This window comes from Dyadobacter sp. NIV53 (assembly GCF_019711195.1).
Lineage (GTDB): Bacteria > Bacteroidota > Bacteroidia > Cytophagales > Spirosomataceae > Dyadobacter.
In genome coordinates this window covers 5,062,675-5,089,434 of record NZ_CP081299.1, presented here as the reverse complement: position 1 = coordinate 5,089,434, position 26,760 = coordinate 5,062,675, and the positions used below count along the sequence as shown (strand labels likewise).

Below are 26,760 nucleotides of genomic sequence, written 5' to 3'. Positions count from 1 at the left end.
TCTAATTTCATAAAAAAGATTCACCGCAAAGGTACAACATCTTTAAAAACCTTTTTGAATAGCCCTGTTGCTGATTACGATTTACTTTTGGATAGCCTTTTCAAATCCATATACTTTACGAACTTTGTGGAAATTACATGATACCCTTCACCGGGAGTTTACAGTATATATCCTAATTCAATGAAAAAAGTACTTTTTATAGATCGCGATGGTACAATAATCGTCGAGCCTCCGGTTGATTTTCAGGTTGATTCTCTTGAAAAATTAGCGTTTATCCCAAAAGCTATTTCTAATCTCCGCCGGATTGCAGAAGAAACGGATTACGATTTTGCAATGGTTACCAACCAGGATGGCCTGGGAACTGCATCATTCCCCGAAGAAACATTCTGGCCGGCTCAAAATAAAATGGTTGAGACACTTTCCGGAGAAAATATATATTTCAGTGCTACATACATAGATCGCAGTTTTCCGGAAGATAATTTGCCAACACGCAAGCCGGGTATCGGAATGTTAGGTTCTTATTTCTCGGCAGATTATGACCTGGCTAATAGCTATGTTATTGGGGACCGTCTCACTGATGTCCAGCTTGCAGTAAATCTGGGAGCCAAAGCTATACTATTTTTACCGGCTGTTCCTGCCGAAGGAGTTACAGAAGAAATGAATAAAACAATCTCATTCGTTTCCACTGACTGGGATGCTATTTACGAACATTTGAAATTACCTTCACGAACTGCTTCTGTAACCAGAAACACAAAGGAAACGCAAATAAAAATCGAGCTTAACCTGGATGGCAGCGGCCGTTCTGATATCCATACAGGACTTGGATTTTATGATCATATGCTCGACCAGCTTGCACGGCACTCAGGAGCGGATCTCACTATTCATGTCGACGGAGATCTGCATATTGACGAACATCATACTATTGAAGACACTGCACTTGCTTTGGGAGACGCATATCGCCAGGCAATCGGAGATAAGCGGGGTATAAGCCGCTATGGTTTTTTATTACCTATGGACGAAGCTCTTGCGCAGGTTGCTATTGATTTTTCAGGACGTCCGTGGTTGGTTTGGGAAGCAGAGTTTAAAAGGGAAAAAATCGGAGAAATGCCTACTGAAATGTTCTACCACTTTTTCAAATCATTTTCTGATACTTCATTGTGCAACCTGAACATTAAGGTTGAAGGCCAAAACGAGCACCATAAAATAGAATCTATATTTAAAGGTTTTGCCAAAGCAATTAAGATGGCTGTTCGCCGTGATCTGAAAGCGCTTGATTTCCTGCCTTCTACAAAAGGCGTGTTATAATTTTTTCTGACTACTGTTGATAGTAGGACTTTTTTACATATTTTTGTGGATATACATTCAGAGAAATAAGAATATTATGGGAATGACAATCATCATGATAGCTTTTTATATCGTTTTGCTGGGTTCAGCTTTGGCCGTTGGCCGTTGGCTTGAAAACCATGAAAAAGGCTGGAGAGCTTAAAAATATAGGAAAGGGAATGTATATTAATGCATTCCCTTTTTTATGAAGTTAAAAAAAATCTAAAATAGAAATAGAACATTTTAGGCATCAAAAGCGTTTATCAGGTCAAATCAAAATAATTTCTTCTGTTGAAAAACCTTTGTCTCATATTGCTTACAGTCTTTTTCTTATGTAAGTCATCAGATGTTGCAAGCATCGTGTTGGCTAAATATAAGATAACGGCTTCTTGTGATAAAGACAATTGTGGTAATGAAGAAAAAGAAGTTGAAAAAATGATTGATGACCAGCAAGTGGTTTACAACTCAATTTCTTTAGAAAAAAATGCGGTTACAGTTATCTTAAAAACTGTTTTCTCCCATACGGTTAAAATTGAAAATGAGATTTTCAGAAATCTGTTTTCTCCCCCACCTGAATTATCCTAAATACATCTTCGTTTAATTTTTAAATTTACGGCATTCTGTCTGTGTCATTTCTTATTGATTTGACCAATCAGATATTGGGCCTTTCTATTAACATATTTTAAGATCGAAATTTAGATAACTCATGATTAAGTCGTATAAAAAACTGTTTGAGAATAATAAGAACTGGGTAAAAGAAATAAACAGCCAAAATCCTAATTTTTTTGAAAAATTGGCTCAAGGTCAGAGCCCTCAGTTTTTATGGATCGGATGCTCAGATAGCCGGGTACCTGCTAATGAGTTAACCGGAACCGCACAGGGAGATATCTTCGTGCACCGTAACATTGCCAATATGGTGATACATACAGATATGAGTATGCTTAGTGTACTGGATTATTCGATTAATGTCCTCGGTGTAAAACATATTATGGTTGTTGGCCACTACGGATGCGGCGGTGTGAATGCTGCGATGGGAAATAAACAAGTAGGCCTCATAGATAACTGGCTATGTAATATCAAAGATGTGTATCGTTTGTATGAAGCTGAACTGGATGCCATTGAGGATCAGGTGAAAAGGAGTAACAGGCTTGTGGAACTGAATGTACAGGAGCAGGTTTTTAATCTCACTAAAACTTCAATTGTACAAAATGCATGGGCAAACGGCCGGTCGTTACTTGTTCATGGTATTATATATGACATTCACGATGGCTTGCTGAAAGATCTTAATATTACAGTCGGTGATACCAGTCAGATAGATCCGGTGTATAAATTCGATGTGGATCTGAATACGCAGCAATAATCAGTTAACGGATCGCTCCTTTATTATTTACGCCAAATCTCATGTCAGCTACTAATAATAAATTATTTTCTAACCTAAAATACGATTTCCCGGCAGGTTTGGTAGTGTATCTTGTTGCTCTGCCACTCTGCCTTGGTATTGCACTGGCATCTATAGGCCGTCCGGACTTGCTATTTTCAGGAATTATTGCCGGTATGGTTGGCGGTATTGTAGTTGGCCTTGTCAGCGGATCAGCACTAGGTGTGGCTGGTCCGGCTGCTGGTTTGGTTGTTATTGTGCTCAATGCACTCGATACGCTTGGTAGTTTTGAAGTATTTCTGTTGTCCGTTGTGCTGGCTGGTATTTTACAGGTTATTGCAGGGTTGCTGAAAGCCGGGATTATCGGTTATTACTTTCCTTCTGCCGTGATTAAGGGAATGCTTGCTGCAATTGGGATTACACTTATACTGAAGGAGATACCGCATGCTTTTGGCTACGACGCAGATTTTATGGGCGATGAAGCCTTTGACCAGAAAGATGGACAAAATACTTTTACTGAACTATTTAACGCAGTAAAATATACCAGTGCAGGTGCGGTAATTATTTCTATAGCTTCTTTGGGTTTACTACTACTATTCGATAGACCTTTTATGAAGAAATTGCAATTATTCAGATTTATCCCTGGTGCCCTGTTTGTTGTCCTGATTGGAGTTTTGCTTAATTTATTGTTTACAGGGATCGCACCTGACCTCGCTTTGTCAGGTGACCACCTGGTACAATTACCGGTAGCATCCAATGCTTCAGAATTTTTCAGCTTTTTCAAAACGCCTGACTTTTCCGCTTTTAAAAGAGTGGAAGTATATACAGTAGCATTCACAATTGCGATTGTAGCAAGTCTGGAATCGCTGCTGTCAGTAGAAGCAACTGATAAGCTTGACCCTTACAAACGTGATACGCCTACAAACCGTGAACTGATTGCCCAGGGAATTGGAAATATTACTTCCGGCCTGATTGGTGGATTACCTATAACCCAGGTTATTGTGCGTAGTTCAGCAAATATAGAATCTGGTGGAAAAACAAAAATGTCCACTATCATCCACGGTTCTATTCTCCTGCTTTCAGCGATACTGATTCCAAAATATATAAATTATATTCCTTTGGCTTGTCTTGCTGCCATACTATTACTGGTAGGTTATAAATTATCTAAATTATCCCTTTACCTAAGCATGTACAAATTGGGGAAAGACCAGTTTATACCATTTATAGTAACAATAATTGCTATTTTAAGTACGGATTTGCTCAAAGGAATTGCAATAGGAATGATCGTGGCCATTTACTTTATACTAAGAAAAAATTACAAACATTCTTATCATTATAAAAAAGAACAGCACCGTGACGGAGAGGTAATTACACTTGTTCTTTCAGAAGAAGTCACCTTCCTGAATAAAGGCAGCATAGGATTAACGCTTGATCATATACCAGAGAACTCAACTGTTATCATTGATGGCAGCAAATCTATTGATATTGATTATGATGTGCTGGAAATCATTCAGGATTTTAAAGAGCATACCGCTCCGCAAAGAAATATCACGGTTGAAACGAGAGGAATAAAAGGCGTTGAAGTTGTTGGCGGACATTAAATACGAGGATGTTTTAATAGAAAGTTAAATATTTTAAGAGGTCATATTTTAAGTAATGTGGCCTCTTCGTTTATCCGGTATATTTTATTATGTCAGATGACTTGAAATAAAAATCCCGCAAATGGAAGTCCATCGGCGGGAATCAGTAATTTGTAATAAGTCGATAAGTCGGTCTAATTTCTCTCAGGTCTTTGCTTTAAACGCTGGATAAGCATATCGTTAAAAGTCCGTTCTGCTTTGTAAAGCTCTATAACCTGATTGGCTGAAATTACCTTCAAAAAACGGTTTTGGTATTCTTTTTCAAGATCCAGTTCTTTTTGTTTAAGTGCCTGTACTTCGGTCAGGTTATTTAAAACTTGTTCATCTGTTTTACCTTCAGCTTTTTTATCATTGATAATTTTACGCTGGGCACGATGGATATCTTTTCTCTTTTGAGAAAATTCATTGTATACAGGCCAAAATCCGGTTGATTGTTCCGGCGTTAAGTTTAGGCGATTGGTAATAATAGCCACCTTCGCATCCTTGATCTTCTGCATTTCCTCTTCCGACCGTTGCTGGGCAAAAGAAGAATTAGAGAAGAATGATATCAAAAAAGTAAAAAGGAGCTATACTTTAATATTTTATTATGTTTCGAGTTCATTATTCTAAATATGTTAGGGTCAAATAGTTTTTTCAGATCCGGATGTTGATTCTAATATTTGCTGGCGCAGGAAATCATCATCCATACCATCCAGATAATATAATACGGTTGAGTCAGTTTCAAAAGCTTTTTGAACAACTTTATGTTCACTCAAATCGTAATAACTTATATTCTGATCTTCCAGATAATCAATAATTGATGAATCGCTGATATCACTTAGTGGTTCCTGCCCCAATGAACCCTGACGCTCCGGCACAGTAACCCAAACCAAAACCAAAATTAATGCCATTGCTGAAACCAATGCAACCGATCGCTGCCATGACCATCCGACAATAGGTTTTCGAATAGGTTCCGCTGGAATTCTTGACTGAATGATTTGAGGTAATTTATCAAAATAGCCTTCCGGGACTGAAAAAGGCGTCTCCTTTTTCAGATCATCCAACCGTATGCGATTTTTGTCCATGATTATTTTTATTTCCTGTCTTGCAAATGTTTGACTTCCCTAAACTGAAATAGTTTAATCCGTTTCATTTAAATAATCCTCTATTTTTTTTGTTGCCCAGTGATAAGAAGCTTTCAGTGCCCCCACAGACGTTCCGGTAATTTCTGAAATCTCCTCGTAAGGCAGTTCTTCAAAGTATTTTAAGTTGAATACCAGTCTTTGCTTTTCGGGTAATTTCAATAAAGCTTTTTGTAATTTTAGCTGTATCACATCTCCGCTTAATAGCGGGTCAGCTTCCAGTTTTTCACTCAGTTCATTTTCAATATCATAAATCGGGATAAAAAAACGCTTTCTTTTTTTATTTAAAAAATTAATTGCTTCGTTACTTGCGATACGATACAGCCAGGTATAAAACTTAGAATCACCACGAAATTTTTCCAGTGCGGTCCATGCTTTAATGAAGGTATCCTGGGTAATATCATTGGCATCGTCATGATCCACAACCATTTTACGCACAAGCCAATATACTTTTTGCTGATACTTCCGCACCAGCTGATTGAAAGCGTTTCTACGCGTTTCGGGGTTCTCAAATAAGGCTAATAATTCTTCGTCAGACATTTATAAACACGAACCTGTTGGTTGATTACAGGTTAAAACCGGAAGGGATAATATTCTTGCTATAAATCTGCAATAATTCAGGATTTCTCAACGCAAATCTATAATAATTTATTTTTCCATTGAGGGCAAATAACATTTGAGTCTTGTAAAAGGCAAAAATGATTTTGCTTTCTACAAGACTCAAAAAAAACGTTTCCTACTTACCACAAAATATGGCCGCAGATCATTCTCAAATTATTTTCTGGCAATGGCACGTTTCGCAGCAGCAACGATATCCTTGGCTGTCAAACCATATTTCTCCATTAACTGAGCTGGTGTACCACTTTCCCCAAAACTGTCATCAACAGCAACATATTCCTGAGGAACAAGTTTGTTTTTAACCAGAACCTGTGCAACACTGTCACCCAAACCACCAATACGGTTATGCTCTTCCGCAGTAACCACACAGCCCGTTTTAGTAACAGATTTCAGAATTGCTTCCTCGTCCAAAGGTTTGATTGTATGAATATTAATAATTTCAGCATTGATACCTTCTGCTTCCAGTTGTTCACCGGCTTGTATCGCTTCCCAAACCATGTGGCCGGTTGCAAAAATACTTACGTCAGTACCTTCATTCACCATCCATGCTTTACCAATTTCAAATACCTGGTCAGCATCAGTAAATACAGGGATTACAGGACGTCCAAAACGAAGATAAACCGGGCCTTCGTAATCAGCGATCGCAATGGTTGCAGCTTTGGTCTGGTTATAATCACAAGGATTGATCACTGTCATGCCTGGAAGCATTTTCATCATTCCCAAATCTTCAAGAATTTGGTGTGTTGCTCCATCTTCTCCTAATGTAAGTCCGGCATGTGAAGCACAGATTTTTACATTTTTATTTGAATAAGCAACGCTCTGACGGATTTGGTCATAAACGCGGCCTGTTGCAAAGTTTGCAAAAGTGGTTGCGAAAGGTATTTTACCACCAATCGTCAAACCGGCAGACATACCGATCATATTGGCTTCTGAAATTCCGCACTGAACAAATCTGTCCGGATTCTCTTTAATAAAGGGTTCTAATTTTAAAGATCCAACAAGGTCAGCACAAAGTGCAACTACATTAGGATTTTGTTGTCCCAGAATATGCATTCCTGCTCCAAAACCTGAACGGGTATCTTTCTTTTCAGTGAACGTGTATTTTTTCATTATTGTATAAATGTCTATATCTGAAAACCGTAAACGGTTAAATTTTTAATAATCTCCCATTGATTCTTCCAACTGCGCCAATGCTGCTGCTAATTGCTCATCATTTGGTGCAGTACCGTGCCATTTGTGGGTTCCCATCATAAAGTCTACACCAAAGCCCATACCTGTATGTAACAGTACCATAATCGGCCTTCCATGTCCAAGTCTGCTTTTGGCTTCGTAAAGGCCTTTCAAAACAGCAGCCATATCATTACCTTCTTCGATAGAAATTACTTCCCAGCCGAATGCTTCATATTTTTTACCCAGATCACGGTTGTTCATCACTTTCAGCGTAGGGCCGTCAATTTGCTGTCCGTTCAGGTCAATGAATGCAATGAGGTTATCCACTTCATGATGCGGAGCAAAAGTTGCAGCTTCCCAAACCTGTCCTTCCTGCTGTTCACCGTCACCCATTAGTACGTGAACATATCCTTTGTCACCATTCAGTTTTTTGGCAAGAGCAGCACCAATAGCAACCGACATTCCCTGTCCTAATGAACCCGAAGCAATACGGATTCCTTCCAGATGCTCATGTGTGGTCGGGTGGCCTTGCAACCTTGAATTCAGCTTACGGAAAGTAGCCAGTTCCGGAACCGGAAAATATCCGCGGCGTGCTAATGTGCTGTACCAGACCGGAGAAATGTGCCCGTTTGATAAAAAGAAAAGATCTTCGTCTTTACCATCCATATCAAAAACAGGCTTTCCATCTTCCTCTTTAAGCTTCCAGACGCTCAAAATACAATGCAACAAATAATTCAACGCAACCCAAAGATCCACCAGGGTGCCCTGACTGGCAACCATGAACCATGCGGACGATATCTCTGCGAACTTGTGATGCAACCTTCTCTAATTGTTCAATTTCCATTTTTTCTATTTTCTATTGGACTTTCTCAAATTTAATATAAAAACACTTGCTCAGGACGGCTGTAAATTTCGCATGATCCCGACTTTAAAAATAACTATTTATTGGGCAGTTTTGCTAAGAATTTGATCAGTATGATTCTTGGTATCTACTTTTTCTATTATTTCTTCAATAATCCCATTTTCATCAATCACAAAAGTTGTACGTGCAGTTCCCATATAAGTACGGCCATACATGCTTTTTTCGACCCAAACTCCATAAGCTTCCACAATGGAATGATCAGTATCAGCTAATAAAGGAAAAGGAAGGTCAAATTTTTTGATAAACTTAGTGTGTGATTTTTCATCGTCTACACTCACGCCGAGAACCTGATAACCCTTGCTTAAAAGTGCATCATAATTATCCCTCAAATTACAGGCCTGAGCGGTACAACCCGGCGTATCATCTTTTGGATAAAAATAAAGAATTACTTTTTTGCCTTTGAAATCGGAGAGATTAATCACTTTACCATCCTGATCTTTTGAAGAAAATCCAGGTGCTGAGTCGCCTGCTTGAAGTCCCATATATACTATCCTTTTCGTTTTTTCGATTTTACAACCCGTTTTTTTACCTTAATAACAGGTTCTGACAATTCAGTATGCAAGATAGTACTATTTCCTGCCCTATCTGTAACTTCTAGGGTTAGTTCTCCTTCAAATGGCAAGCCAGGGTCTACTTTTTCCGACCAGATATATCCTCTTTTTGAATCGTAATTCATCAAAATCCACTCTCCGTTTATCATCGCCCTGTAATGGTCAATCCCTGACGAACCATCCCATATATTTGCTGTAATCCTTGTTTTGCTATGTTCCTGTAAACGGATCTTTGGAGGAATGGTGTCGGTCTGAATCATAAAAGTACCCAGCTCACGTGTTTCGAACGAAATTTTATCCCCATTCCATTCTCCTCCTACAAACCGGTAATCGCCATCTACATATCGAAAGACTTTACTCCTCTCCTTATTGACAGGAATATTTTCAGGAGTAAATGAAATGGAGACATAATCTTTCAAAGCAACACCTTTACTATTAATAATAAGCGAATTGAATTTTTGTTGTCCAACAATAAAAAGTGTATCAAACAAACTGTTTTCGTTGAATTTAATATCCCAGTTTTTGCCGGTATATTCAGTTTTCTGACCTGGTGCAATGCTCCCTCTCAGGTAAGTTCTTACAATTGAATTAGCAATTTTTATTGAATCAGGCATATAATCGCGTAAATCGGTCAAAAAAATGGCTGATTCATTTGAATAAAAGTCAGGTTGTTTCCTGCTTTCTTTCCCTTCTGAATAATAAGTGGCAAATGGATTGGCACTCCTGTAATATCTGGCCCTGACCTGCAATACATTTTCCGAGATTTCTGTCTGAACCCATTCAGGATTTACCTCAGTTTCATATAACTGCAACCCGGGATTTTGAACTTCTCCTTTTATAGAGAATAACAATTCGGACGAATTCTCATATGAATCTGAAATTGTTATGCTTACTTCATGCGTAAGTGTGTCCGTAATATTAAGTTTGCCCTTGTATAAATCAGTTTTGTAAAGATTGAAATTATTACCATCCGGAACGTAACATTTTAAATAACGCTGTCCGCTTTCCTGCTCCGTTTCATAATCAATCAGGTTATTGTAATCCCGTGTAGAAGCATTTGGAAAAATTTCCATATTATAGGAGAACACCTCTCTCCCATCCATTTTAATCTCAATACATTGTAAACCATATCTGAATCCGGTTCCGGTCATCTGGTCATGAGCAACCAGGTCAATACCAATCGTTCCCGTTGCTGAAATTGGGTTTGCAATGCGATACGTACCATCCTTTAATTTCACCGGATTGAATACCTTTCTGTCAAACTGGCCATTAACCCGTCCATCAATGTCCAACGGCCTGATTGCCAGGTTTACAAATTTGGGAGGAGTAACATCTTTAATTTCGTTGAACCCAAAATATAGCGGATTCAGATAATTATCCTTTGAGTCACGGATTTCAAAATGTAAATGCGGACCGGCAGAACCACCAGTGTTACCGGAAAGTGCAATAACTTCTCCTTTCTGAAAAGTATACTCACCCGGTTTTGGAAATAGGTCTATCTCAAAAGTTTGCTTTTTATACTGTTCACTCCGAACATAACTGGCAAGCGGATCATTAAATTTTAGTAAATGCCCGTAGACAGAAGTTTGCCCATTGCTATGACGCAGGAAAATAACATTACCATAACCGCTTCGTTGTACGGCAACTTTATATACATACCCTTCCGCAGCGGCATAAACGGGCAATCCTTCCCTTTGTTCAGTCCTGATATCCAGGCCCGCATGAAAATGATTGGAACGCAGATCTCCCAGGCCTCCTGCAAGCGAATTGGCTAATCCAGGCCGGATTGGGAACTGGTAATATCCTTTTGGATAAGATTGCTTTTGAGCAAATAGAGGAGAAAAAACACCTGTAAACCCTGCTAAAAATAAAGTAAAACGGACAAATGCCCGAATGTAATTACGCATGAAAAAATGATCAGAATAAACGAACCAGGTAACGACCGGTCCAAAATGAATTAACTATCTAACGTACAATTCAAGCATCTTCTTGCCTTCAATAGACGCAGTTAATTTATCCCCGATTTTTACAGACGATACACCTTTGGGCGTTCCTGTAAATATCAGATCGCCTTTTTTGAGCATGAAATATTTAGAAACGAATGAAATCAGGTAATCTATCCGGTAGATCATCATTGAAGAATTTCCATTCTGGCGGGTTTCATCGTTAATGTCCAGACTGAAATTGAGGTTTTGGATGTCTGCAAAATCAGAAACAGGAACAAACTCAGAAACAGGAGCTGATCCGTTAAATGCTTTGGCCAATTCCCAGGGCAAACCTTTGCTTTTCAGCTCAGATTGCAGATCCCGGGCGGTAAAATCAATACCGATTCCTATTTCGTCATAATATTTGTGTGCGAATCTTTCTTCAATATTTTTGCCAACCTTATTGATTTTTATAACCAGTTCTACTTCGTGGTGGATGTCTTTGGAAAAATCAGGATAAAAAAATGGTTCACCAAGGCGTACCTGTGCAGTTTCCGGTTTTAAAAAAATAACAGGGGAATCCGGGCGTTCGTTATTGAGTTCGGCTATATGATCGGCGTAATTCCGGCCTACACAAATAATTTTCATTTATCAGGACATTAAATTTAAAACTACAAATTAAACGATTGTCGGAACAGACGAATCAGCTTCATGGCAAAACTACTGACAAAGCGGTCAGCGACATCATCTTTTATGTCATTTTTTCGTTCAAACGCTCCTCTTATCATTTTGCTTACAAATTATTATACTTTCTTTTTCCTCTTTTTGCCTTACAATTTTTCAAAGAAGTATCGTTATTTGTATAATTAAAATCATTCCCGTTCAAAATTCTGCGCATGAATAAGCATATTTCCTTTTCTTTTATTTGTATGTTTATTTTTTCAGTATTCACCTTCTCCTGTGATACGTTAAGAAAGAGCCCTTCTGAATCGTCCTCAAAATCAAGATACAAAAATTCACCTAACCGTTCATCTAATTCCCGTGCTAATGCTGCACGCCACCCGGCCAGCCGCACCTCAGCAAAAAAACCAGTAGCATCCCGGGCTAAACCGCAGGCATCCGGCAAACCATTAAATACTCGTCTGTCAGGCTCTTACAGTGCCGAAGTCCCAAAAGTAGTTGAAGTAGCCAGAACCTATTCCGGAACTCCTTACAGATCGGGAGGAAATGATAAAAATGGTATTGACTGCTCAGGTCTGATATGCTCCGTATATTTAGAAATCGGCGTAAAAGTACCGCGGATTTCATGGCAGCAATCCGAGTTTGGTTCGGAAGTTGGCAGCATAAAAGAACTTAAACCGGGAGACTGGGTATTTTTCGTTCCGGAAGCAGGAAAGGAAGGATATGTTTCACACGCAAGGAATTGTAACGGACGTGCGAAATAAGGATGAGATCATTTTTATCCACGCTTCTACGTCCAGGGGTGTACGTGAAGACAATCTTTTTTCGTCTTACTTTAAAGGAAGGTTTGTAAAAGCCATGCGCCCATTCTGACCGATTGCCAATTATCGGTTTAACCTGGATATGCCGTTCGTTAAATATTCACAAAAGTGTTATGTTTCATTTTTCCTTTTTATTAATTTCATAATTGTTATTTAAATAATAAACAATTCAAAATGAGTGGATTAAGGACCAATTATGCTTTATCAGTATAAAATCATTTGTTGCTTATTTACCGGATTAGTGGTTTTGCACGATTCGGCTGTCTTATTTACATAATTACCTCAACTATTCTTTAATTTCAATCCTTCACTAAACCTTATGGAAACTAAGATTAGCCCGCCACTGGTCCGTACCGAAAGTGTGGTATCTCCGCAAGGATACACCAGCATACCTATTTACATTATCGCAATTGTATTTTCTTCGTTTTGTGTAATTACAGGTCTCATCTGGGACATTTGCTGGCATATCAGCATAGGTCGTGACGGGCTCTTTTCGGCTCCTCATCTGGTAATTTATCTGGGTGCGGTTGTAGCGGGGTTGTTTTCGGGATATGAAATTCTTCGGAAAACTTTTTGGGGAAGTGCTTCTGAAAAATTAACCAACGTAAAAATCTGGGGTTTCTTTTATAGTTCATTGGGCGCGTTATTCTGCGTTTGGGGTGCACTGGCCATGCTTACCTCGGCTCCTTTTGATGATTGGTGGCACAATACTTATGGCCTGGACGTAACCATTCTTTCTCCGCCGCATACAGTTCTGATTTTGGGAATGATTGGTATTCAGTTTGGCGCAATGATCAGTGTAATTGCTATAAAAAACCAGCTAAAACTCACAATACAGCGTTCAAATGATTTGAGAAAAAGTCTTGACCAAAAGTTTTTCTGGTTATTTGCACTTTCTGGCGGATTTTTGCTAACGATCTGGTTCGCACTTCTTTCTGAAGAACTTGGGAGAATGCAAACACACCGTTCCAGTTTTTATATCGTTGCTGCATCTGCATTTCCTATCCTTTTAATGGCAATTAGTAAATCCGTTAAACACAAATGGACGATAACAGCTGTTGCAGCAGTTTATACTGCTATGATGTTACTTACATTCTGGATTATTCCATTATTTCCTGCCGAACCAAAACTTGGCCCAATTTTAAACCACATCACACATTATCAGGGATTTCAATTTCCTCTTCTGCTTATTATTCCGGCAATCTTTCTTGATTTACTCCGAAACAGATTTGCATACTTCAACGACTGGAAATTAACCTTGATTCTTGGAACTAGCTTTTTACTCATCTTTTTTGGAGTACATTGGTATTTCGGTGGATTTCTAATGGAATCACCTTATGCACGGAACTGGTTCTTTGGCAGCCACTACTGGTATTTTGGAAATGACCCTAATTGGCAATACCGATATAAATATGCTCCGTGGATGTTAGAAAATACATCTGAATTCGTAAAAGGACTGGGTATTGCTTTCGTCGCATCTCTGATTTCTACAAGGATTGGTTTATCATGGGGAAACTGGATGCATAAAATTCAAAGATGAAAAAACTCATTTATTTTCTGCTGATTCTGGTATGGAGTCAGGTCGCCAGGGCCCATGTAGGAAGTTTCGGTGTTCAAATGCAGGGACAGGCCGGCCCCTATAAAGTTTTGGTCAGCATACAGCCTCCCGATGTTATTCCTGGTACAGCTAACATTTCTATTTTCATTGAGAGCGGACAGGCCCAAAAGATTTCTGCAAGGCCAATTTATTTTTATTCCGGTGATAAAGGCGCACCTTCATCGGATGAAATATTAGCAGTTAAGGGTCAATCCGGCCAGTTTCAGGGCCAGGTCTGGCTTATGGAGGATGGTTCGTCAAGTGTCCAGATCCAGATTGAGGGCGATAATGGCAAAGGTGAACTGATTGTCCCGATCATGGCTATTTCTACTGCGCAAAGAGCTATGCCGAAAGGACTTGGTATTGGATTAAGTATATTGGGCATAATACTTTTTTTGTTGATGATCACAACGATCGGCGCTAGTGTGAGTGATGGATTATTACCTTCAGGAGCAGTTCTGTCAGCCTCGCAGAAGCGAAAAAAATGGATCAAGATGGGTATCGCAACGATCGTTTGCGCACTTATTCTTTATGGTGGAAGCAGCTGGTGGGACGGCTGGGCAGCGGATTATAAAAAGTATATGTACAAACCGATACAGGGTGTGTCCACAATCCAGATCGAAAATGATCAGCGTGTATTTCAGTTAAAAATTGATACAACCAACTGGTTTGCCCAAAGAAGGGGAAGTATGTTGAGCACATTAATTCCTGATCATGGAAAACTAATGCACGCGTTCCTGATACGTACTCCCGGACTTGACGCATTTGCACATATACACCCTGAAAGAAAAGACAGTACAACCTTTGAAGCATATCTCCCCGACTTACCTGCCGGTAAATATCTGATGTATGCCGATATTGTACGGTATTCTGGTTTTGCTGAAACAATAACAGACACCATTGATATTCCTGAACAAAATCAAAAAGTAAAGGAATTAAAAGTAACTGCGGATGAAGATACATATGCAATTACCGATCCGATAAATGCTCCCGGAAAAGTCCCGGTGGCCGAAAACGTCGTTATTTGTGGTAAACCAGGAACCAAAACTGTTTTTAAAGATGGCTCTTATGCCGTTTGGCAAGGAAAAGCAGGCGAAATACTTGAAGCAGGAAAGCCATATCAGCTTAATTTCGAAATTTTCAATCCTGATGGCAGTCCCTGTTTGCCCGAACCATATCTGGGCATGATGGGGCACGTAGCCATTGTACGGTCTGACGGGTCGGTTTATATTCACCTGCATCCAACCGGAACGTTTCCTATGTCCGCCGAACAGTTATTTAAAAACAGGTTGACAGATACAACAAAAATAAAAAGAGCACCCTCATTGCCAGCCGTTTTTAAAGACAGTGTCAATCATTATCTGGCAAGGCTTAAAGCTATGCCGGTTATTGAAAGAGAGATTTTTTTAATGAAAGAAATGGGCATGTATGATCTCAATGAAAACGGAATGATGGGTATGGAGCATAGCAATTTAATTTCCTTTCCTTACTCTTTTCCCAAAGAAGGACGATACAGGATTTTTTTACAGGTTAAACGTAATGAAAAGGTTTTAACTGGGGCTTTTGATGTGAAAGTGAGAGATACGACTACTTTATAATGGAAGTAGGGCTCAGGATTTCTATCTAAGCCCTACTCTACTTGTTTTAAAACAAACTCTTAATTGTTTCAAAAGATATATTTGTATAGTCTTCGATATAAAAGTTACAAGGCGGCAGTTCTTCTTTAGTATGGGAACTAAGTACTCCTACTACACGCATTCCCGCATTTAAAGCAGCTGAAATACCTGAAAATGAATCTTCAAAAACCACACACCGATCCGGTGAAACACCAAGGTTCATTGCAGAAGTCAGATAAACCTCGGGATCTGGTTTGTGTTTTTTTACATTTTCACTGGCCATGAGCGATCCTAATTTTTCACGAATGGCCACTTTGCTTAGAATCAGTTCAAGATTGGCATAGGGAGCCGATGTGGCAACACCGAGCTTCGCTCCATTGGTTTTCAGATCCGTTATAAAGGCTTCAATTCCGGCAATCGGCTCAATATAAGGCTCATAAATTTTCCGGAAAAGGCTTTCCTTTTCATCTTCCAGCTGTAAAAGTTCTTCACCTTCAATAGTTCTTTTCAAAAAATGACTGAGAATGTAACTATTGCTTTTGCCAAACATATGTTCTGCAAATTCTTCGTCAGTCGGAGCCAGGTTTCTTACGAAAAAAAATTCGCGAAAGGCTTTGGAATGGTAAGGATTGGTATGGCAAATGACACCATCCATGTCAAAAATTACAGCAATTTCTTTGTTCATATTGCAAAGTTAATCATTGACAATACTACACAGAAGTTAAATGAGTAGTATATTAGTAAATTGTTATTATATAATGTTTTATACAGGCCTTTTCCTTCATGATCATACTGCTTGCATTTCAAACATTTTTGATATTATTGTATTTTGATATCATTGCCCATTATCAATTACTACATACATTTTACAATGAAAAATATTTATTCCTCTTTTAAATTAAAATTAATAAATGTAGTATTGTAATATTAATTCTAGCATTTTTATTAATATTTTACAATACCTCATTAGTACAGGTTATATTTTCTTCAGGTAAAACTTCTCAATCATCCTTGCACAATATTTTATAATTAGGACAGCTATATGAATGAGTTAGAACGAACTAACAATGGCGTTGATCTTCGCTCTGTTACAAAAACAAGTCAGTTAACGTCAGTTGAGATATATGATAAGTATGGAGCCATGGCTTATGGAATAATATTGCAGATCTTACCTCAGCCACATTTGGCACAGGAAGTATTGGTAAACGTCTTTTCGTCACCCCTTCTGCAATCGTGCAATAGTTATCCGTTTAGTTTTGCAGTGTGTGTAATAAAACTTGCGCGTGCAAAAGCAATTGAAGCAAAGCAAAAACTGATGTCAATTGCTCCGCATAATCCAGAAAATGATTTAAACCATTATGATCAGTCTCCTGAGTTGATTTTTAATCTTGCATTTCGGGAAGGATATACACCGGAAGAAGTGGCAATGAAGTTAAATATTTCTAAATTAGAGGTACTAAAAGCGTTTCATGATTTTTTCAAATCTTACCGTAACTCTTAACCCATAAAACAATTGGACACGAAAGATTTTATAAAGAGTGGAATTTTAGAATCACATGCATTAGGATTCTCAACCGAGGAAGAAAAGGAATATATCAAGTATATGATTTCGGAAAATGAGGACATTTCCAATTATGTGACTGATCTGGAATCGGAAATAAAAAGTTACTTCAATCAGAACCAGGTCCCGCCACCGCCTGATGTAAGGGAAGTTATTCAGTTAAGAAATATTAAATCAGATATTCAAAAGAAGAAGTTTGTTTTTAATCAGACATCGAAAGAAAAGAATGAAAATAAGAATGAATATCTGGATATAGAAGTCAACGATACCTATATTAAAGTGCATAAATACTGGCGGCCCGCATTTATTGCAATTTTCATTCTATCCAAAATATTCCTGATCGCCGGACTCTATTATTACTTCAAAACAACCAGCCTTACAGAGGAAGTTGTCAGGCTTAAAACAGAAATCCAGCAAATAAAGTAATCTGATATTATATAAAAACAGCCTGAATATCGCATTGATTTTCAGGCTGTTTTTATGATAAACCAAAATTCATTTTCCTTCCGGAAGTTCCCACCAGTTTCGGTTAGGATAAGTAGTTCCCACAATAATTTGCTCACCAATAACCGGCGTTGTTAATTTTAAACGTAATTCTTCGGCTCTTTTCGAAATCCGTTTTGGTGATTCATTCCATGGATGCAGCGCCAGCGTAAATTTCCCCCAATGAACCGGCCACACAACTTTCGCTCCCAGATCTATCCCTGCCTGAGCAGTTTGTTCCGGCATCATGTGAATGTCCGGCCACATTTCGTTGTATTGCCCGCATTCCAGAACAGCCAGATCAAACGGGCCAAATTTTTCTCCGATGGCCGCAAAGTGTTTTTCATAACCCGAATCTCCTCCCAGGAAAAGTTTGTACTTATCAGTTTGTAGTACATACGATGCCCATAACGATTTGCCTCTGTTCAAAGCCCTACCCGAAAAATGACGGGCCGGTGTAGCTGTTACATGTATACCGTTAATTGCATTCGTTTCTTCCCACCAGTCCAGTTCTGTAATATTTTCCGGTGCAATCCCCCAGTGTTCAAGGTGTGCTCCTACTCCGAGCGGAACAATAAATCTGGTTGGTTTTCCTGCAAACTTCTTCAGCGTTTCATAATCCATGTGATCGTAATGATCGTGGGACAGCATAATAAAATCAATAGCCGGCAGGTCTTCTACTTCAAATACATGCGTTCCCGCATAGTTTTTACTACCAGCCCACTGAACAGGAGAAATCCGCTCACTCATTGCCGGATCCATTAAAATATTTTTCCCATCAATCTGGATCATATATGCCGAATGTCCAAAATATGTTAATGTTGGCCTGGCAGGTGGTGCCGCTTTCAAATCAGTTTTGATGGATGGAAGTGTAAAGTTTGGTTCGACGTTGTCCACTTTTTTAAAATATTCCAATGCCATTTTGAAGTAATTGGTATTGGGTGCCATAACCGGCGTATCTACAAGATTTGCAAAACTGCCATTTACATAATGAGGAGACTTTTTAATCCGTTCCAAACGCGCTCCACTCGGATCAGCACCAAAAGACGGTTGTTTTAAAAATATAAAAATGGCAATGGCCGCGATAACAATTATTGCGAGGAAGGTGAGCATTATGCTTTTAAAAATACGTTTAGTTTTTGTCATGAAATCAATTCCTTTTTCGTAAGATGAGCTGAAAAGCAACCGTTATTTAAATAAAAAAATTACCGGCATCCAAAGAGACCGGTAATTTAGGATATTATCCTCAGTTTTTTTCACGGATAAGTGTATCCGGTAATCATTATACTATTTCAAAAATGCCCGCAACATCCAGGCCATTTTCTCATGTTCTCTCAGCAATCCCGTTACAAAGTCACTCGATCCAAGATCTTTGTACGTATCTGCAAATTCTGTAATCAGGTTACGCAGGATGCGAATGATTGTTTCGTGATCATCCAGTAAATTCTGGAAGCTGTATTTTTTCGTCATTTGTATAATCCTGCTCCAGCAAATCTGTTAGTTTCAGGATGTCGGCCAGACGTGCTTCAGAATAGTGCCCAATAGCACGTATACGCTCAGCAGTATCATCCAAAATCACCTGTAATTGCTCATACTGGCCTTCGAACAATTTATGCAATTCAAAGAAATGCATACCTTTTATATTCCAGTGGTAACTACGTGTTTTGGTATAAAGCACGAATTCATTAGCCAATAATTTGTTGAGTTGAAAAGCAACTGCTTCTGTATTGCTGTCTGAAATCCCAATATTTGTTTTCATAGTACTTTAAAACATGGAAGGATGAAAAAATAATAATTTAACTATTTAGCTAACCGTATTTTAGCAGGAAAAGGTTGTTTAGATTAAAATTTATCCAAATTATTTTTCGCACAAACTTAAACGATTTTTACGGACGCAAAATTAACTAATCATTAAAAATCAGACGTTACTGTTTCACCGTCTGTCCAATTTTATTTACCTCTTCAATTGTCTTTCCCGATTCCAATCACCAACTTGCAAATAAGGTTCACATTTAACTAATCAACATGTTCCCCTTTCGTATAGGACAAGGTTACGACGTACATCAGCTGGTAGACGACAGGCCGTTCTGGCTTGGAGGTATTTTAATTCTTCACACACATGGGGCTAAGGGACATTCGGATGCGGATGTAGTTTGCCATGTTATTTGTGACGCACTTTTGGGAGCTGCTAATATGCGCAATATAGGTTTTCATTTTTCGGACAAAGATCCGCAATGGAAGGGAGTTGATAGTAAAGTTCTTTTGGAAAAAGTACTGGAAATGATTCGTGAAAAAGGTTTTGAAGTTGGAAATCTGGACGTTACAATCATTTTACAGGAACCAAAACTGAATCCGTATATTCCTGAAATGAAAGCCTGTCTGGCCCAGGTCATGCGTATATCAGAAGAAGATATTTCAATTAAGGCAACTACTTCCGAGCATTTGGGATTTGTGGGAAGAGAAGAAGGAATTGCAGCTCATTGCGTTGCTTTGATTTATAATCCAAAAACTGCCGCCGGACTTAGTCGTTAAATTATACTTTCTAAACTTTTGTAAATGAAATTCTTAAAACTACTCGTCCTTTCTGTTTCAGTCAGCATTACGTATAATGCCTGTGCACAGGAGCCTTCTTCTGTTACACAACCGCTTGGTTTTGAAGAATATGATCCTATTTCTACTTTAAAAGTGGAAGAACATGTTTTAAGGAGAGCCAGGTTCCCATTTATAGATGTGCATAATCATCAGTACCAAATGCCTACTCAGGACCTGAAAGCATTGGTGGCAACTATGGACAGCCTGAATATGGGTATTATGGTCAATTTGAGCGGACGCGGCTGGTCTCAGGAATGGAGTGAAGGAACGGCAACTCTGAAAGGTTCATTAGAAAATGTGGCAAAAAATGAGCCGAAACGGATTGCGGTTTTTACCAATATCCAGTTTAAAGGTTTTGGTGAAAAGGACTGGTCTGCAAGAGCAGTAAAACAGTTGGAAGAAGATGTAAAAATGGGAGCCAAAGGCCTTAAAATTTATAAAAGTCTTGGATTCAGCGGAATCAAAGATGACAAAGGAAACCGTGTAGCAGTAAGCGACGCTCGTTTGCAACCTGTATGGCAGAAATGTGGCGAACTTGGTATCCCGGTATTGATCCATACGGCCGATGTACCTTCCTTCTGGGATCCGATGGATCGTTATAACGAACGGTGGCTGGAATTAAAAACACATCCAAACCGTCGCCGCGGGCCAAATGATCCGGTTCCATTTGATTCTTTGATCGCTGAGCAACATCACATTTTTAAGAGTAACCCTAAAACTATTTTCATTAATGCACACATGGGCTGGTATCCCAACAACTTAAAAAAACTGGATAGCCTTATGATCGCTTTTCCGAACATGTATGTAGAAATAGGCGCTGTCATTGCTGAATTGGGACGGCAGCCTCGTACGGCTAAAAAGTTTTTTGATAAATATCAGGATCGTGTTCTATTCGGGAAAGACAGCTGGGTACCTTCCGAATATGCCACCTATTTCAGGGTGCTGGAAACCGAAGACGAATATTTCCCTTATCATAAAAAATACCACGCATTCTGGCGTATGTATGGGATGGGATTGTCTGATGAGGTCTTGAAGAAATTATATTATAAAAATGCGTTGCGGATTATTCCGGGGCTGGATAAAACTTTGTTTCCTAAATAATTCTTTTGAATATACATCATTTTCATCGTTTACAGTTGACAGGGTGTTACCCTGTGCTGAGGTATTTTGCCCTTTCAGGGCTTCTATAAATTCTTTTTCATAGAAAAAAAGCTCTGAAAGGGCGGAATACCTCAACATAGGGTAACACCCTATGAAAATCTATAAACCTATTTAAAGCTCTTCGCCTCTTTCATTACAGATACATATTCTGCTTTTTCGAGGCATTTTTTGTAGTATTCTTTTGCCTTGGCCTTATTGCCTGCACGATTGGCTATTCTTGCCAAACCTGCATAGGACATTGCATGATATTCCTTGGTATACTGATCATCGTGTGGCGTTTTCAATGCCAGCAAATATTCTTTTTGCGCCAATGCGTCATTTTTATCATCTTTTTCCAAAGTTGTTCCCTGAAATGTGTGCCATGCAGCGGGAAAAAAGCCGGTTGTAGTCCGTTTGAGTATTAAGTTATTTTTCTCTGCCGCACTGTAATTACCCGAGAGTAATAAAGCTTCAATATTTTTCATCAGATAGATCGGATTTTTCGGATACAGATCTGCCAGTTTATCTGTGTAAAGCAGGGCTTTTGCAGGATTGGATTCGTATTTCAAGTAAATATGAGCCAGATAATAACACGACTCTGCTTTTGTAATTGTGCCTAATTTAGTACCAGTATCTATTTGTTTCAGGCCCAGAGTTTTATTTCCGTTTTTAAAAAATAACATAACGGGTTTCACTATCGGGTGCAGTTCCGGATAAAGCTCCACATAATAATTATACATGCCGGAAGTAAAATAGAATTCTGAATTCTTGCTCATCAGTTTCAAGCCCTCTGTAAAAGCATTGTAAGCTTTTTTCCCTCACCTGCCGCACTGAGCATTTCTCCCTGGTAATTGTACATCATAGCCATGTAACCTCTGGCGGCCATAGTATAAAATACCGCTTCCGGATCATTACTATTTTTGCCATATTTTACGTTAATGGATTCCAGGCATTTATTCAGTTTCAGAATATATTCTTTCGATTTTACAGGATTGTCCTTAATAGGCAGATATTTCCAGAAGTAAATAAAAGAACCCAAAATATGCGTGACAGGATGGTTAGGGTATTTTTTTTCTACCTGGTTGATAATGACATCGGCTTCGTCAAATTCGTAGTTATAAATATGATCCAGACTGTTTTGAATCAGCTTCATTGTTCCCGCATCATTCAGTACCTGCGCTTTGGCAAAACCCGAAATAGAAAAAAACAAAATAGTTACATAAAAGACTTTCAAAATACACTTCATGGCTTTGCTATAAAATCAAAATGGTTTGGTGGTATCCCAACTGAACATTAGCTTTGTTTATAACCCCAAAATTTAAAGCGTGGTTTCTATAAAACCATAATTTCCGGGATCTTTGAAATTTACAATAACTTATTGATTGATAATATGATTCGCTACGAGCAGTTTACGTTGGATAATGGCCTGAAAGTTTTTGTCCACGAAGATTTTTCAACACCCATGGCTGCGGTTAATATTCTATATAATGTGGGTTCAAGGGACGAAGATGAAGAACGGACTGGATTTGCACATCTCTTTGAACACCTGATGTTTGGGGGCTCAAAAAATATCCCCAGTTACGACATTCCTGTACAGAATGTAGGGGGAGAAAACAACGCTTTTACGTCACCTGATATAACCAATTACTATATTACGTTGCCTGCCGACAATGTAGAAACGGCTTTTTGGCTGGAATCTGACCGGATGCTTAGTCTTTCTTTTGATCCGAATGTGCTGGAAGTACAGCGAAAAGTTGTAATTGAAGAATTTAAACAGCGCTATCTGAACCAGCCTTATGGCGATATGTGGCTAAAATTAAGGCCATTGGCATATAAGGAGCACCCATATCGCTGGGCAACAATAGGAAAAGATATTGAGCACATTGAACGCGCCACAATGGACGATGTCCAGAACTTTTTCTTCCGTTTTTACCGCCCGAATAATGCGGTCATGGTTGTAGCTGGTGCAGTAAAATTTAACCAGATTAAAGAATTGGCAAAAAAATGGTTTGACAGTATTCCAGCCGGGGCACCTTATGTTCGTAATATCCCAAGGGAACCACTGCAAACAGAAGCCAGACATTTGGAAACATCCGCTGCTGTTCCGTTAAATTCGCTGGTCAAGGTTTTTCACATGCCGGGGCGTTATGAAAACGGTTTTTACGCAAGCGATCTGATCAGTGATATATTGGGACGAGGAAAATCTTCGCGTTTGTACCAGGCTCTGTTAAAAGACAAGCCACTTTTTAACAGCATCAGTGCCAGTGTTACCTCATCTCTTGATCCGGGATTGTTGTTAATAAAGGGCAATCTGAATCCTGGTATTTCGCTTGAAGAAGCTGACGAAGCTGTAAAAGAAGTTTTGCATGAAATGGTATTAAATGGTACCACAGCAGATGAAGTGACTAAGGTAAAAAACCAGACAGAGGCAACTCTGGCATTCTCAGAAGTTGAATTACTGAACCGTGCGATGAATCTTGCTTTTGCAGCCAACGCCGGTAATGTGGATTGGGCTAATGACGATGCAGGAATTATCAGAAATCTTACAAAAGAAGATATAAATGAAGCCGCAAGAAAAGTTTTGAAGCCAGAAAATGGTTCGACACTTTATTATAGAGCTGAGGCGTAACCATCCGTGGCACGGCTGAGATATCAAAGCCAGTATCAAGCTTGGTTTCTCAGCCGTGCCACGGATTTTCAACTAATATAATTTTATCAAAAAAATAGGTTTATTTCCTCGGAAAATAAACCCGCACTTCCGGATGCATAGCATATAATCTAAACTGCTTTCCATCATTCACTACAATTCCGCTAGAAGTATCACCTCCCAGAATCGGATTTTTTTCGTACTTTTTCCAGTGAACAAGATCTTTCGAAACTGCAATATTTGTGGACCAGTCATGCCATTTTTTGAAGGCTGATGCGTGGTAATAAGCATAGTATAACCCCATATATTTAATAATCTGATTGAAAGCAACAGCATACTGATCATATTTTTCAGGACCGCAATTCAGCACCGGTTCATCCTGAACATTAGTCCATACTTTCAAATCCTTTGAAGTTGCAAGCCAAACCGCCGCATCATTTCGTTCATAAAACAAATACCAGAGATCATTTTCTTTCCAAACCGTTGGCGTTCCGTATGGGCCTTTTTCAATTGGTTTTCCATTTTTAAGCCTTATATCCAATGCTCCCTGGTCTTTCCAGCTAAGCTTATCAGAGGAAGTAAGCAAATGAGCTGAATCGCCCCGGCTTTCGGCAAACATATAATAGGTACTATCAGATTTGAGTACAAAAACATCTTCGACCCATAGAGATTGATGAATAGGATTTTGTGGAAATCGCGTCCATTTTAAACCATCTGGAGAAGTGGCGAGTCCCAGATATTTCATTTCCTCACCGGTTTTGTTGGTATAGCCTGTATACCACATATAATAAGTACTGTCTTCCTTTAAAATAAACCCACGTTCCCGGATCTTTTCATCCCATTTAGCAGAGTCTCCCGTACCTTTAAAAACGGGATTAGCTTCATACGACTTGAAATTGACCAGCTCAGATGGAAATTCTGGTTGATCTGCTTTTTGGGTTTCATTAATTTTCTGGTTTGAAGAATTGCAACCAATGAATATTACAGGAAATAATAAAACCAGCAATTGATATTTTACAGACATACCTTTTTCGAGAATGAATTTGTCATAGTACATGTGATGACCTCAAAGCGACTATTTTAAATATCATGCCTACCAAAAAACAGGATCAATAAATGCCGTAACATAAATTGATCCCATTTTATTAAATAATTACTTAGATTTTATATATCATTAATGCCAAATTAAACTTTGTGACTTCGCAACTTTGTGGCCAATTCCTTTATACTCTAAATCTGCTAATTCCTTGCTTAATCAAAGGAACATTAAAGTTGATTAAGTGCACCAATGGTAACTCGGTAAGTTTTAAATGACTGATTATTTGAGCTTTCCAAACAGGATTGACCAACTCTACTGCTTTGAGTTCAATAATTACTGAATTATTAACTAAAAGATCTAATCTCAATCCCTCTTCAAAAATAATATTATCATAAATAAATGGAATTTCAACCTGCCGCTTTACGGAATATCCTGCTTTAATAAGCTCGTGCGCCATACAGGCTTCATATATTCTTTCAAGTAAACCCGGACCTAATTCTTTATGAACTTTAAAGGCTGCATTTACTATTGCATTGCCAATTTCTTCAATACTTTCTGATAGTGGTGTATACTCCATATTAGTTATTTTTGCCACTAAGATACTAAGACACTACACTTTTTTTCTCATTTCCCTACTCCGGCAGAAAAGTCAGGTAACTGAAATTATCAGGATTAAACATTTCCTGTGCTATGTCCTGTAATTGTAAAGAAGTAATATTCTGGATTTCTGAAAATATTTCCGGCAGAGAATCTACCTTTTCGGTATCCAGTAAGCTTTTTGCCATCATCAGCATAAAACTCATATTACTTTCTTCCGACATGGCCAATTGTCCCATTAACTGTACTTTGGTCATATGCAGTTGCAATGTTGTCAGCGGAACTTCACGCACTTTTTTCAGCTCTTTATTGATCAGGGCAATACTTTTTGCAAGCTGTTTGGATTCCGTTCCAAAGAAAATACCCATGAAACCAGTATCCAGATATGGCGTGTAATTTCCTTCTATGGAATAAACAAATCCATATTTTTCCCTAAGAGAAAGATTGAACCGTGAATTCATTCCAGGCCCACCCAGCAAATTGATCAGCATAAAAAACGGCAGTCTTTTATCATCAAGTAAAGCATAGGAAGGCTGGCCCATTGCACATTGCGCCTGAGAAATAGAACGCTCTTTCTGATCAATTACAGGCGTATAAATACCTGGGGCAGTACGCACGCGCTTAGCTGTACGCTGTGGGATATCTCCCAAATATTTTTCGGCAACGCGAATTACTTTTGAAAAAGGCAATCGGCTCACCGAAGAAACGACGATCCGCTCCGTATCCATGTTATCATTGATGAACTGGAATAGCTGATCACGGTCAAAAGAATTAACTGTATCGGCAGTTCCTAAAATATTGCTTCCCAATGAATGATTTGCAAAAACAAGCTGGTCAAAATCATCCTGGATCGCATCCTCAGGCGAATCTACATACATAGACATTTCTTCCAGAATAACATTTTTTTCTCTTTCAATATGTTTTTCCGGGAAAACTGAATGAAAAGTTATATCGGCGAGCAAATCAATAGCCTTTTCAAAGTGATCGTCTAAAACGGAAGCATGAAAGCATATTTTTTCCTTGGTAGTGTAAGCATTCAATTCACCGCCAACGTTTTCCAGCCGGTTGATAATCTGTAAAGAGCTTCTCTTTTCCGTTCCCTTGAAAGCCATGTGCTCCCAGAAATGTGCAAGTCCCTGCTGATGCGGCAATTCGTCACGACTGCCGATATCCAGCATAATTCCGCAATGGGCGATCTGTGTATGAGGCACTTGTTTATGAGCAATACGTATTCCGTTGGAAAGCGTATGTAATTGATAATCTTCGGTAATTAATAGTGAGGTAGCGTTTGGGCTTCCGCTCTTGCGGATATTGTTTCTCTTCATTCCTGTTTAACAC

The 26,760-nt window shown here is 38.8% G+C and carries 28 protein-coding genes and 1 pseudogene; 12 read left to right on the top strand and 17 right to left on the bottom strand.

Features of this window, described 5'->3' with window-relative positions; translation table 11 throughout:
• Window positions 1-180: 180 nt before the first annotated feature.
• The 4 genes from hisB (at window position 181) to KZC02_RS20935 (ending at window position 4,302) form a co-directional block, all read left to right on the top strand.
• The gene (hisB, locus tag KZC02_RS20950) at window positions 181-1,305 is read left to right on the top strand and encodes a bifunctional histidinol-phosphatase/imidazoleglycerol-phosphate dehydratase HisB (RefSeq protein WP_221390478.1); all 1,125 of its coding nucleotides are present in this window, start codon (window positions 181-183) and stop codon (window positions 1,303-1,305) included.
• A 330-nt stretch (window positions 1,306-1,635) separates the two neighbouring features.
• On the top strand, window positions 1,636-1,908 hold the full coding sequence (locus KZC02_RS20945) for a hypothetical protein (protein ID WP_221390477.1): 273 nt from the start codon (window positions 1,636-1,638) through the stop codon (window positions 1,906-1,908).
• A gap of 121 nt (window positions 1,909-2,029) precedes the next feature.
• Complete coding sequence (gene can, locus KZC02_RS20940) at window positions 2,030-2,683, top strand: carbonate dehydratase (RefSeq protein ID WP_221390476.1); 654 nt, start codon at window positions 2,030-2,032, stop codon at window positions 2,681-2,683.
• A gap of 41 nt (window positions 2,684-2,724) precedes the next feature.
• Window positions 2,725-4,302: a SulP family inorganic anion transporter gene (locus tag KZC02_RS20935; RefSeq protein WP_221390475.1), complete on the top strand. Its 1,578-nt coding sequence runs from the start codon at window positions 2,725-2,727 to the stop codon at window positions 4,300-4,302.
• 173 nt (window positions 4,303-4,475) lie between these two features.
• On the opposite strand, the gene KZC02_RS20930 is transcribed toward KZC02_RS20935, so the two are convergent.
• The 8 genes and pseudogenes from KZC02_RS20930 to KZC02_RS20895 form a co-directional block, all read right to left on the bottom strand.
• The gene (locus KZC02_RS20930; RefSeq protein WP_229253705.1) at window positions 4,476-4,892 is read right to left on the bottom strand and encodes a hypothetical protein; all 417 of its coding nucleotides are present in this window, start codon (window positions 4,890-4,892) and stop codon (window positions 4,476-4,478) included.
• 69 nt (window positions 4,893-4,961) lie between these two features.
• Complete coding sequence (locus KZC02_RS20925; RefSeq protein ID WP_221390474.1) at window positions 4,962-5,405, bottom strand: ash family protein; 444 nt, start codon at window positions 5,403-5,405, stop codon at window positions 4,962-4,964.
• 54 nt (window positions 5,406-5,459) lie between these two features.
• Window positions 5,460-6,002 carry an RNA polymerase sigma factor gene (locus tag KZC02_RS20920; protein WP_221390473.1) on the bottom strand — a complete coding sequence of 181 codons (543 nt, stop codon included), beginning with the start codon at window positions 6,000-6,002 and terminating at the stop codon, window positions 5,460-5,462.
• Between the two features lie 234 nt (window positions 6,003-6,236).
• Window positions 6,237-7,190 carry a transketolase family protein gene (locus tag KZC02_RS20915; RefSeq protein ID WP_221390472.1) on the bottom strand — a complete coding sequence of 318 codons (954 nt, stop codon included), beginning with the start codon at window positions 7,188-7,190 and terminating at the stop codon, window positions 6,237-6,239.
• Between the two features lie 45 nt (window positions 7,191-7,235).
• Window positions 7,236-8,094: pseudogene (locus tag KZC02_RS20910) on the bottom strand (transketolase).
• 98 nt (window positions 8,095-8,192) lie between these two features.
• Entirely contained in the window at window positions 8,193-8,654 is a 462-nt protein-coding gene (gene bcp / locus KZC02_RS20905) for a thioredoxin-dependent thiol peroxidase (protein ID WP_221390471.1), read from the bottom strand.
• Window positions 8,655-8,659: 5 nt separating this feature from the next.
• Entirely contained in the window at window positions 8,660-10,630 is a 1,971-nt protein-coding gene (locus tag KZC02_RS20900) for a M23 family metallopeptidase (protein WP_221390470.1), read from the bottom strand.
• 54 nt (window positions 10,631-10,684) lie between these two features.
• The gene (locus KZC02_RS20895; RefSeq protein ID WP_221390469.1) at window positions 10,685-11,296 is read right to left on the bottom strand and encodes a fumarylacetoacetate hydrolase family protein; all 612 of its coding nucleotides are present in this window, start codon (window positions 11,294-11,296) and stop codon (window positions 10,685-10,687) included.
• Window positions 11,297-11,544: 248 nt separating this feature from the next.
• Here KZC02_RS20895 and KZC02_RS20890 point away from each other — a divergent pair, with 248 nt between their 5' ends.
• From KZC02_RS20890 to KZC02_RS20880, 3 genes are all read left to right on the top strand, one after another.
• On the top strand, window positions 11,545-12,093 hold the full coding sequence (locus KZC02_RS20890; protein WP_229253704.1) for a C40 family peptidase: 549 nt from the start codon (window positions 11,545-11,547) through the stop codon (window positions 12,091-12,093).
• A 376-nt stretch (window positions 12,094-12,469) separates the two neighbouring features.
• Window positions 12,470-13,690, top strand: a complete 1,221-nt coding sequence (locus KZC02_RS20885; protein WP_221390468.1) for a hypothetical protein — start codon at window positions 12,470-12,472, stop codon at window positions 13,688-13,690.
• Window positions 13,687-15,345: a hypothetical protein gene (locus tag KZC02_RS20880; protein WP_221390467.1), complete on the top strand. Its 1,659-nt coding sequence runs from the start codon at window positions 13,687-13,689 to the stop codon at window positions 15,343-15,345. Before KZC02_RS20885 ends, KZC02_RS20880 begins: the two co-directional genes overlap by 4 nt.
• Window positions 15,346-15,391: 46 nt before the next feature.
• Here KZC02_RS20880 and KZC02_RS20875 read toward each other — a convergent pair whose 3' ends face one another.
• Window positions 15,392-16,048: an HAD family phosphatase gene (locus tag KZC02_RS20875; protein ID WP_221390466.1), complete on the bottom strand. Its 657-nt coding sequence runs from the start codon at window positions 16,046-16,048 to the stop codon at window positions 15,392-15,394.
• A 357-nt stretch (window positions 16,049-16,405) separates the two neighbouring features.
• On the opposite strand from KZC02_RS20875, the gene KZC02_RS20870 reads away from it, so the two are divergent.
• Window positions 16,406-16,864 (top strand): RNA polymerase sigma factor, encoded by a 459-nt coding sequence (locus KZC02_RS20870; protein WP_221390465.1) that lies wholly within the window; start codon window positions 16,406-16,408, stop codon window positions 16,862-16,864.
• A 12-nt stretch (window positions 16,865-16,876) separates the two neighbouring features.
• Entirely contained in the window at window positions 16,877-17,350 is a 474-nt protein-coding gene (locus KZC02_RS20865) for a hypothetical protein (protein WP_221390464.1), read from the top strand.
• Between the two features lie 69 nt (window positions 17,351-17,419).
• Here the strand turns inward: KZC02_RS20865 and KZC02_RS20860 are convergent, their stop codons facing one another.
• From KZC02_RS20860 to KZC02_RS20855, 3 genes are all read right to left on the bottom strand, one after another.
• Entirely contained in the window at window positions 17,420-18,553 is a 1,134-nt protein-coding gene (locus tag KZC02_RS20860; protein ID WP_229253703.1) for an MBL fold metallo-hydrolase, read from the bottom strand.
• A 141-nt stretch (window positions 18,554-18,694) separates the two neighbouring features.
• Window positions 18,695-18,877: a ferritin-like domain-containing protein gene (locus KZC02_RS32555; protein WP_255636935.1), complete on the bottom strand. Its 183-nt coding sequence runs from the start codon at window positions 18,875-18,877 to the stop codon at window positions 18,695-18,697.
• Window positions 18,840-19,166: a Dps family protein gene (locus KZC02_RS20855; RefSeq protein WP_255636934.1), complete on the bottom strand. Its 327-nt coding sequence runs from the start codon at window positions 19,164-19,166 to the stop codon at window positions 18,840-18,842. The genes KZC02_RS32555 and KZC02_RS20855 overlap by 38 nt, the downstream gene beginning before the upstream one ends.
• A gap of 266 nt (window positions 19,167-19,432) precedes the next feature.
• On the opposite strand from KZC02_RS20855, the gene ispF reads away from it, so the two are divergent.
• Complete coding sequence (gene ispF, locus KZC02_RS20850; protein WP_221390463.1) at window positions 19,433-19,939, top strand: 2-C-methyl-D-erythritol 2,4-cyclodiphosphate synthase; 507 nt, start codon at window positions 19,433-19,435, stop codon at window positions 19,937-19,939.
• A gap of 24 nt (window positions 19,940-19,963) precedes the next feature.
• Window positions 19,964-21,100: an amidohydrolase family protein gene (locus KZC02_RS20845; protein ID WP_221390462.1), complete on the top strand. Its 1,137-nt coding sequence runs from the start codon at window positions 19,964-19,966 to the stop codon at window positions 21,098-21,100.
• Between the two features lie 167 nt (window positions 21,101-21,267).
• Here KZC02_RS20845 and KZC02_RS32025 read toward each other — a convergent pair whose 3' ends face one another.
• On the bottom strand, window positions 21,268-21,915 hold the full coding sequence (locus KZC02_RS32025; RefSeq protein ID WP_229253702.1) for a hypothetical protein: 648 nt from the start codon (window positions 21,913-21,915) through the stop codon (window positions 21,268-21,270).
• A 5-nt stretch (window positions 21,916-21,920) separates the two neighbouring features.
• Window positions 21,921-22,385 (bottom strand): hypothetical protein, encoded by a 465-nt coding sequence (locus KZC02_RS32020; protein WP_229253701.1) that lies wholly within the window; start codon window positions 22,383-22,385, stop codon window positions 21,921-21,923.
• Window positions 22,386-22,529: 144 nt separating this feature from the next.
• On the opposite strand from KZC02_RS32020, the gene KZC02_RS20835 reads away from it, so the two are divergent.
• Entirely contained in the window at window positions 22,530-23,768 is a 1,239-nt protein-coding gene (locus KZC02_RS20835) for a pitrilysin family protein (RefSeq protein WP_221390461.1), read from the top strand.
• A gap of 100 nt (window positions 23,769-23,868) precedes the next feature.
• On the opposite strand, the gene KZC02_RS20830 is transcribed toward KZC02_RS20835, so the two are convergent.
• From KZC02_RS20830 to KZC02_RS20820, 3 genes are all read right to left on the bottom strand, one after another.
• On the bottom strand, window positions 23,869-24,843 hold the full coding sequence (locus KZC02_RS20830) for a glycosylase (protein WP_221390460.1): 975 nt from the start codon (window positions 24,841-24,843) through the stop codon (window positions 23,869-23,871).
• Between the two features lie 166 nt (window positions 24,844-25,009).
• Window positions 25,010-25,402 carry a GxxExxY protein gene (locus tag KZC02_RS20825; RefSeq protein ID WP_221390459.1) on the bottom strand — a complete coding sequence of 131 codons (393 nt, stop codon included), beginning with the start codon at window positions 25,400-25,402 and terminating at the stop codon, window positions 25,010-25,012.
• A gap of 55 nt (window positions 25,403-25,457) precedes the next feature.
• Window positions 25,458-26,747 carry a pitrilysin family protein gene (locus KZC02_RS20820; RefSeq protein ID WP_221390458.1) on the bottom strand — a complete coding sequence of 430 codons (1,290 nt, stop codon included), beginning with the start codon at window positions 26,745-26,747 and terminating at the stop codon, window positions 25,458-25,460.
• Between the last annotated feature and the right edge of the window lie 13 nt (window positions 26,748-26,760).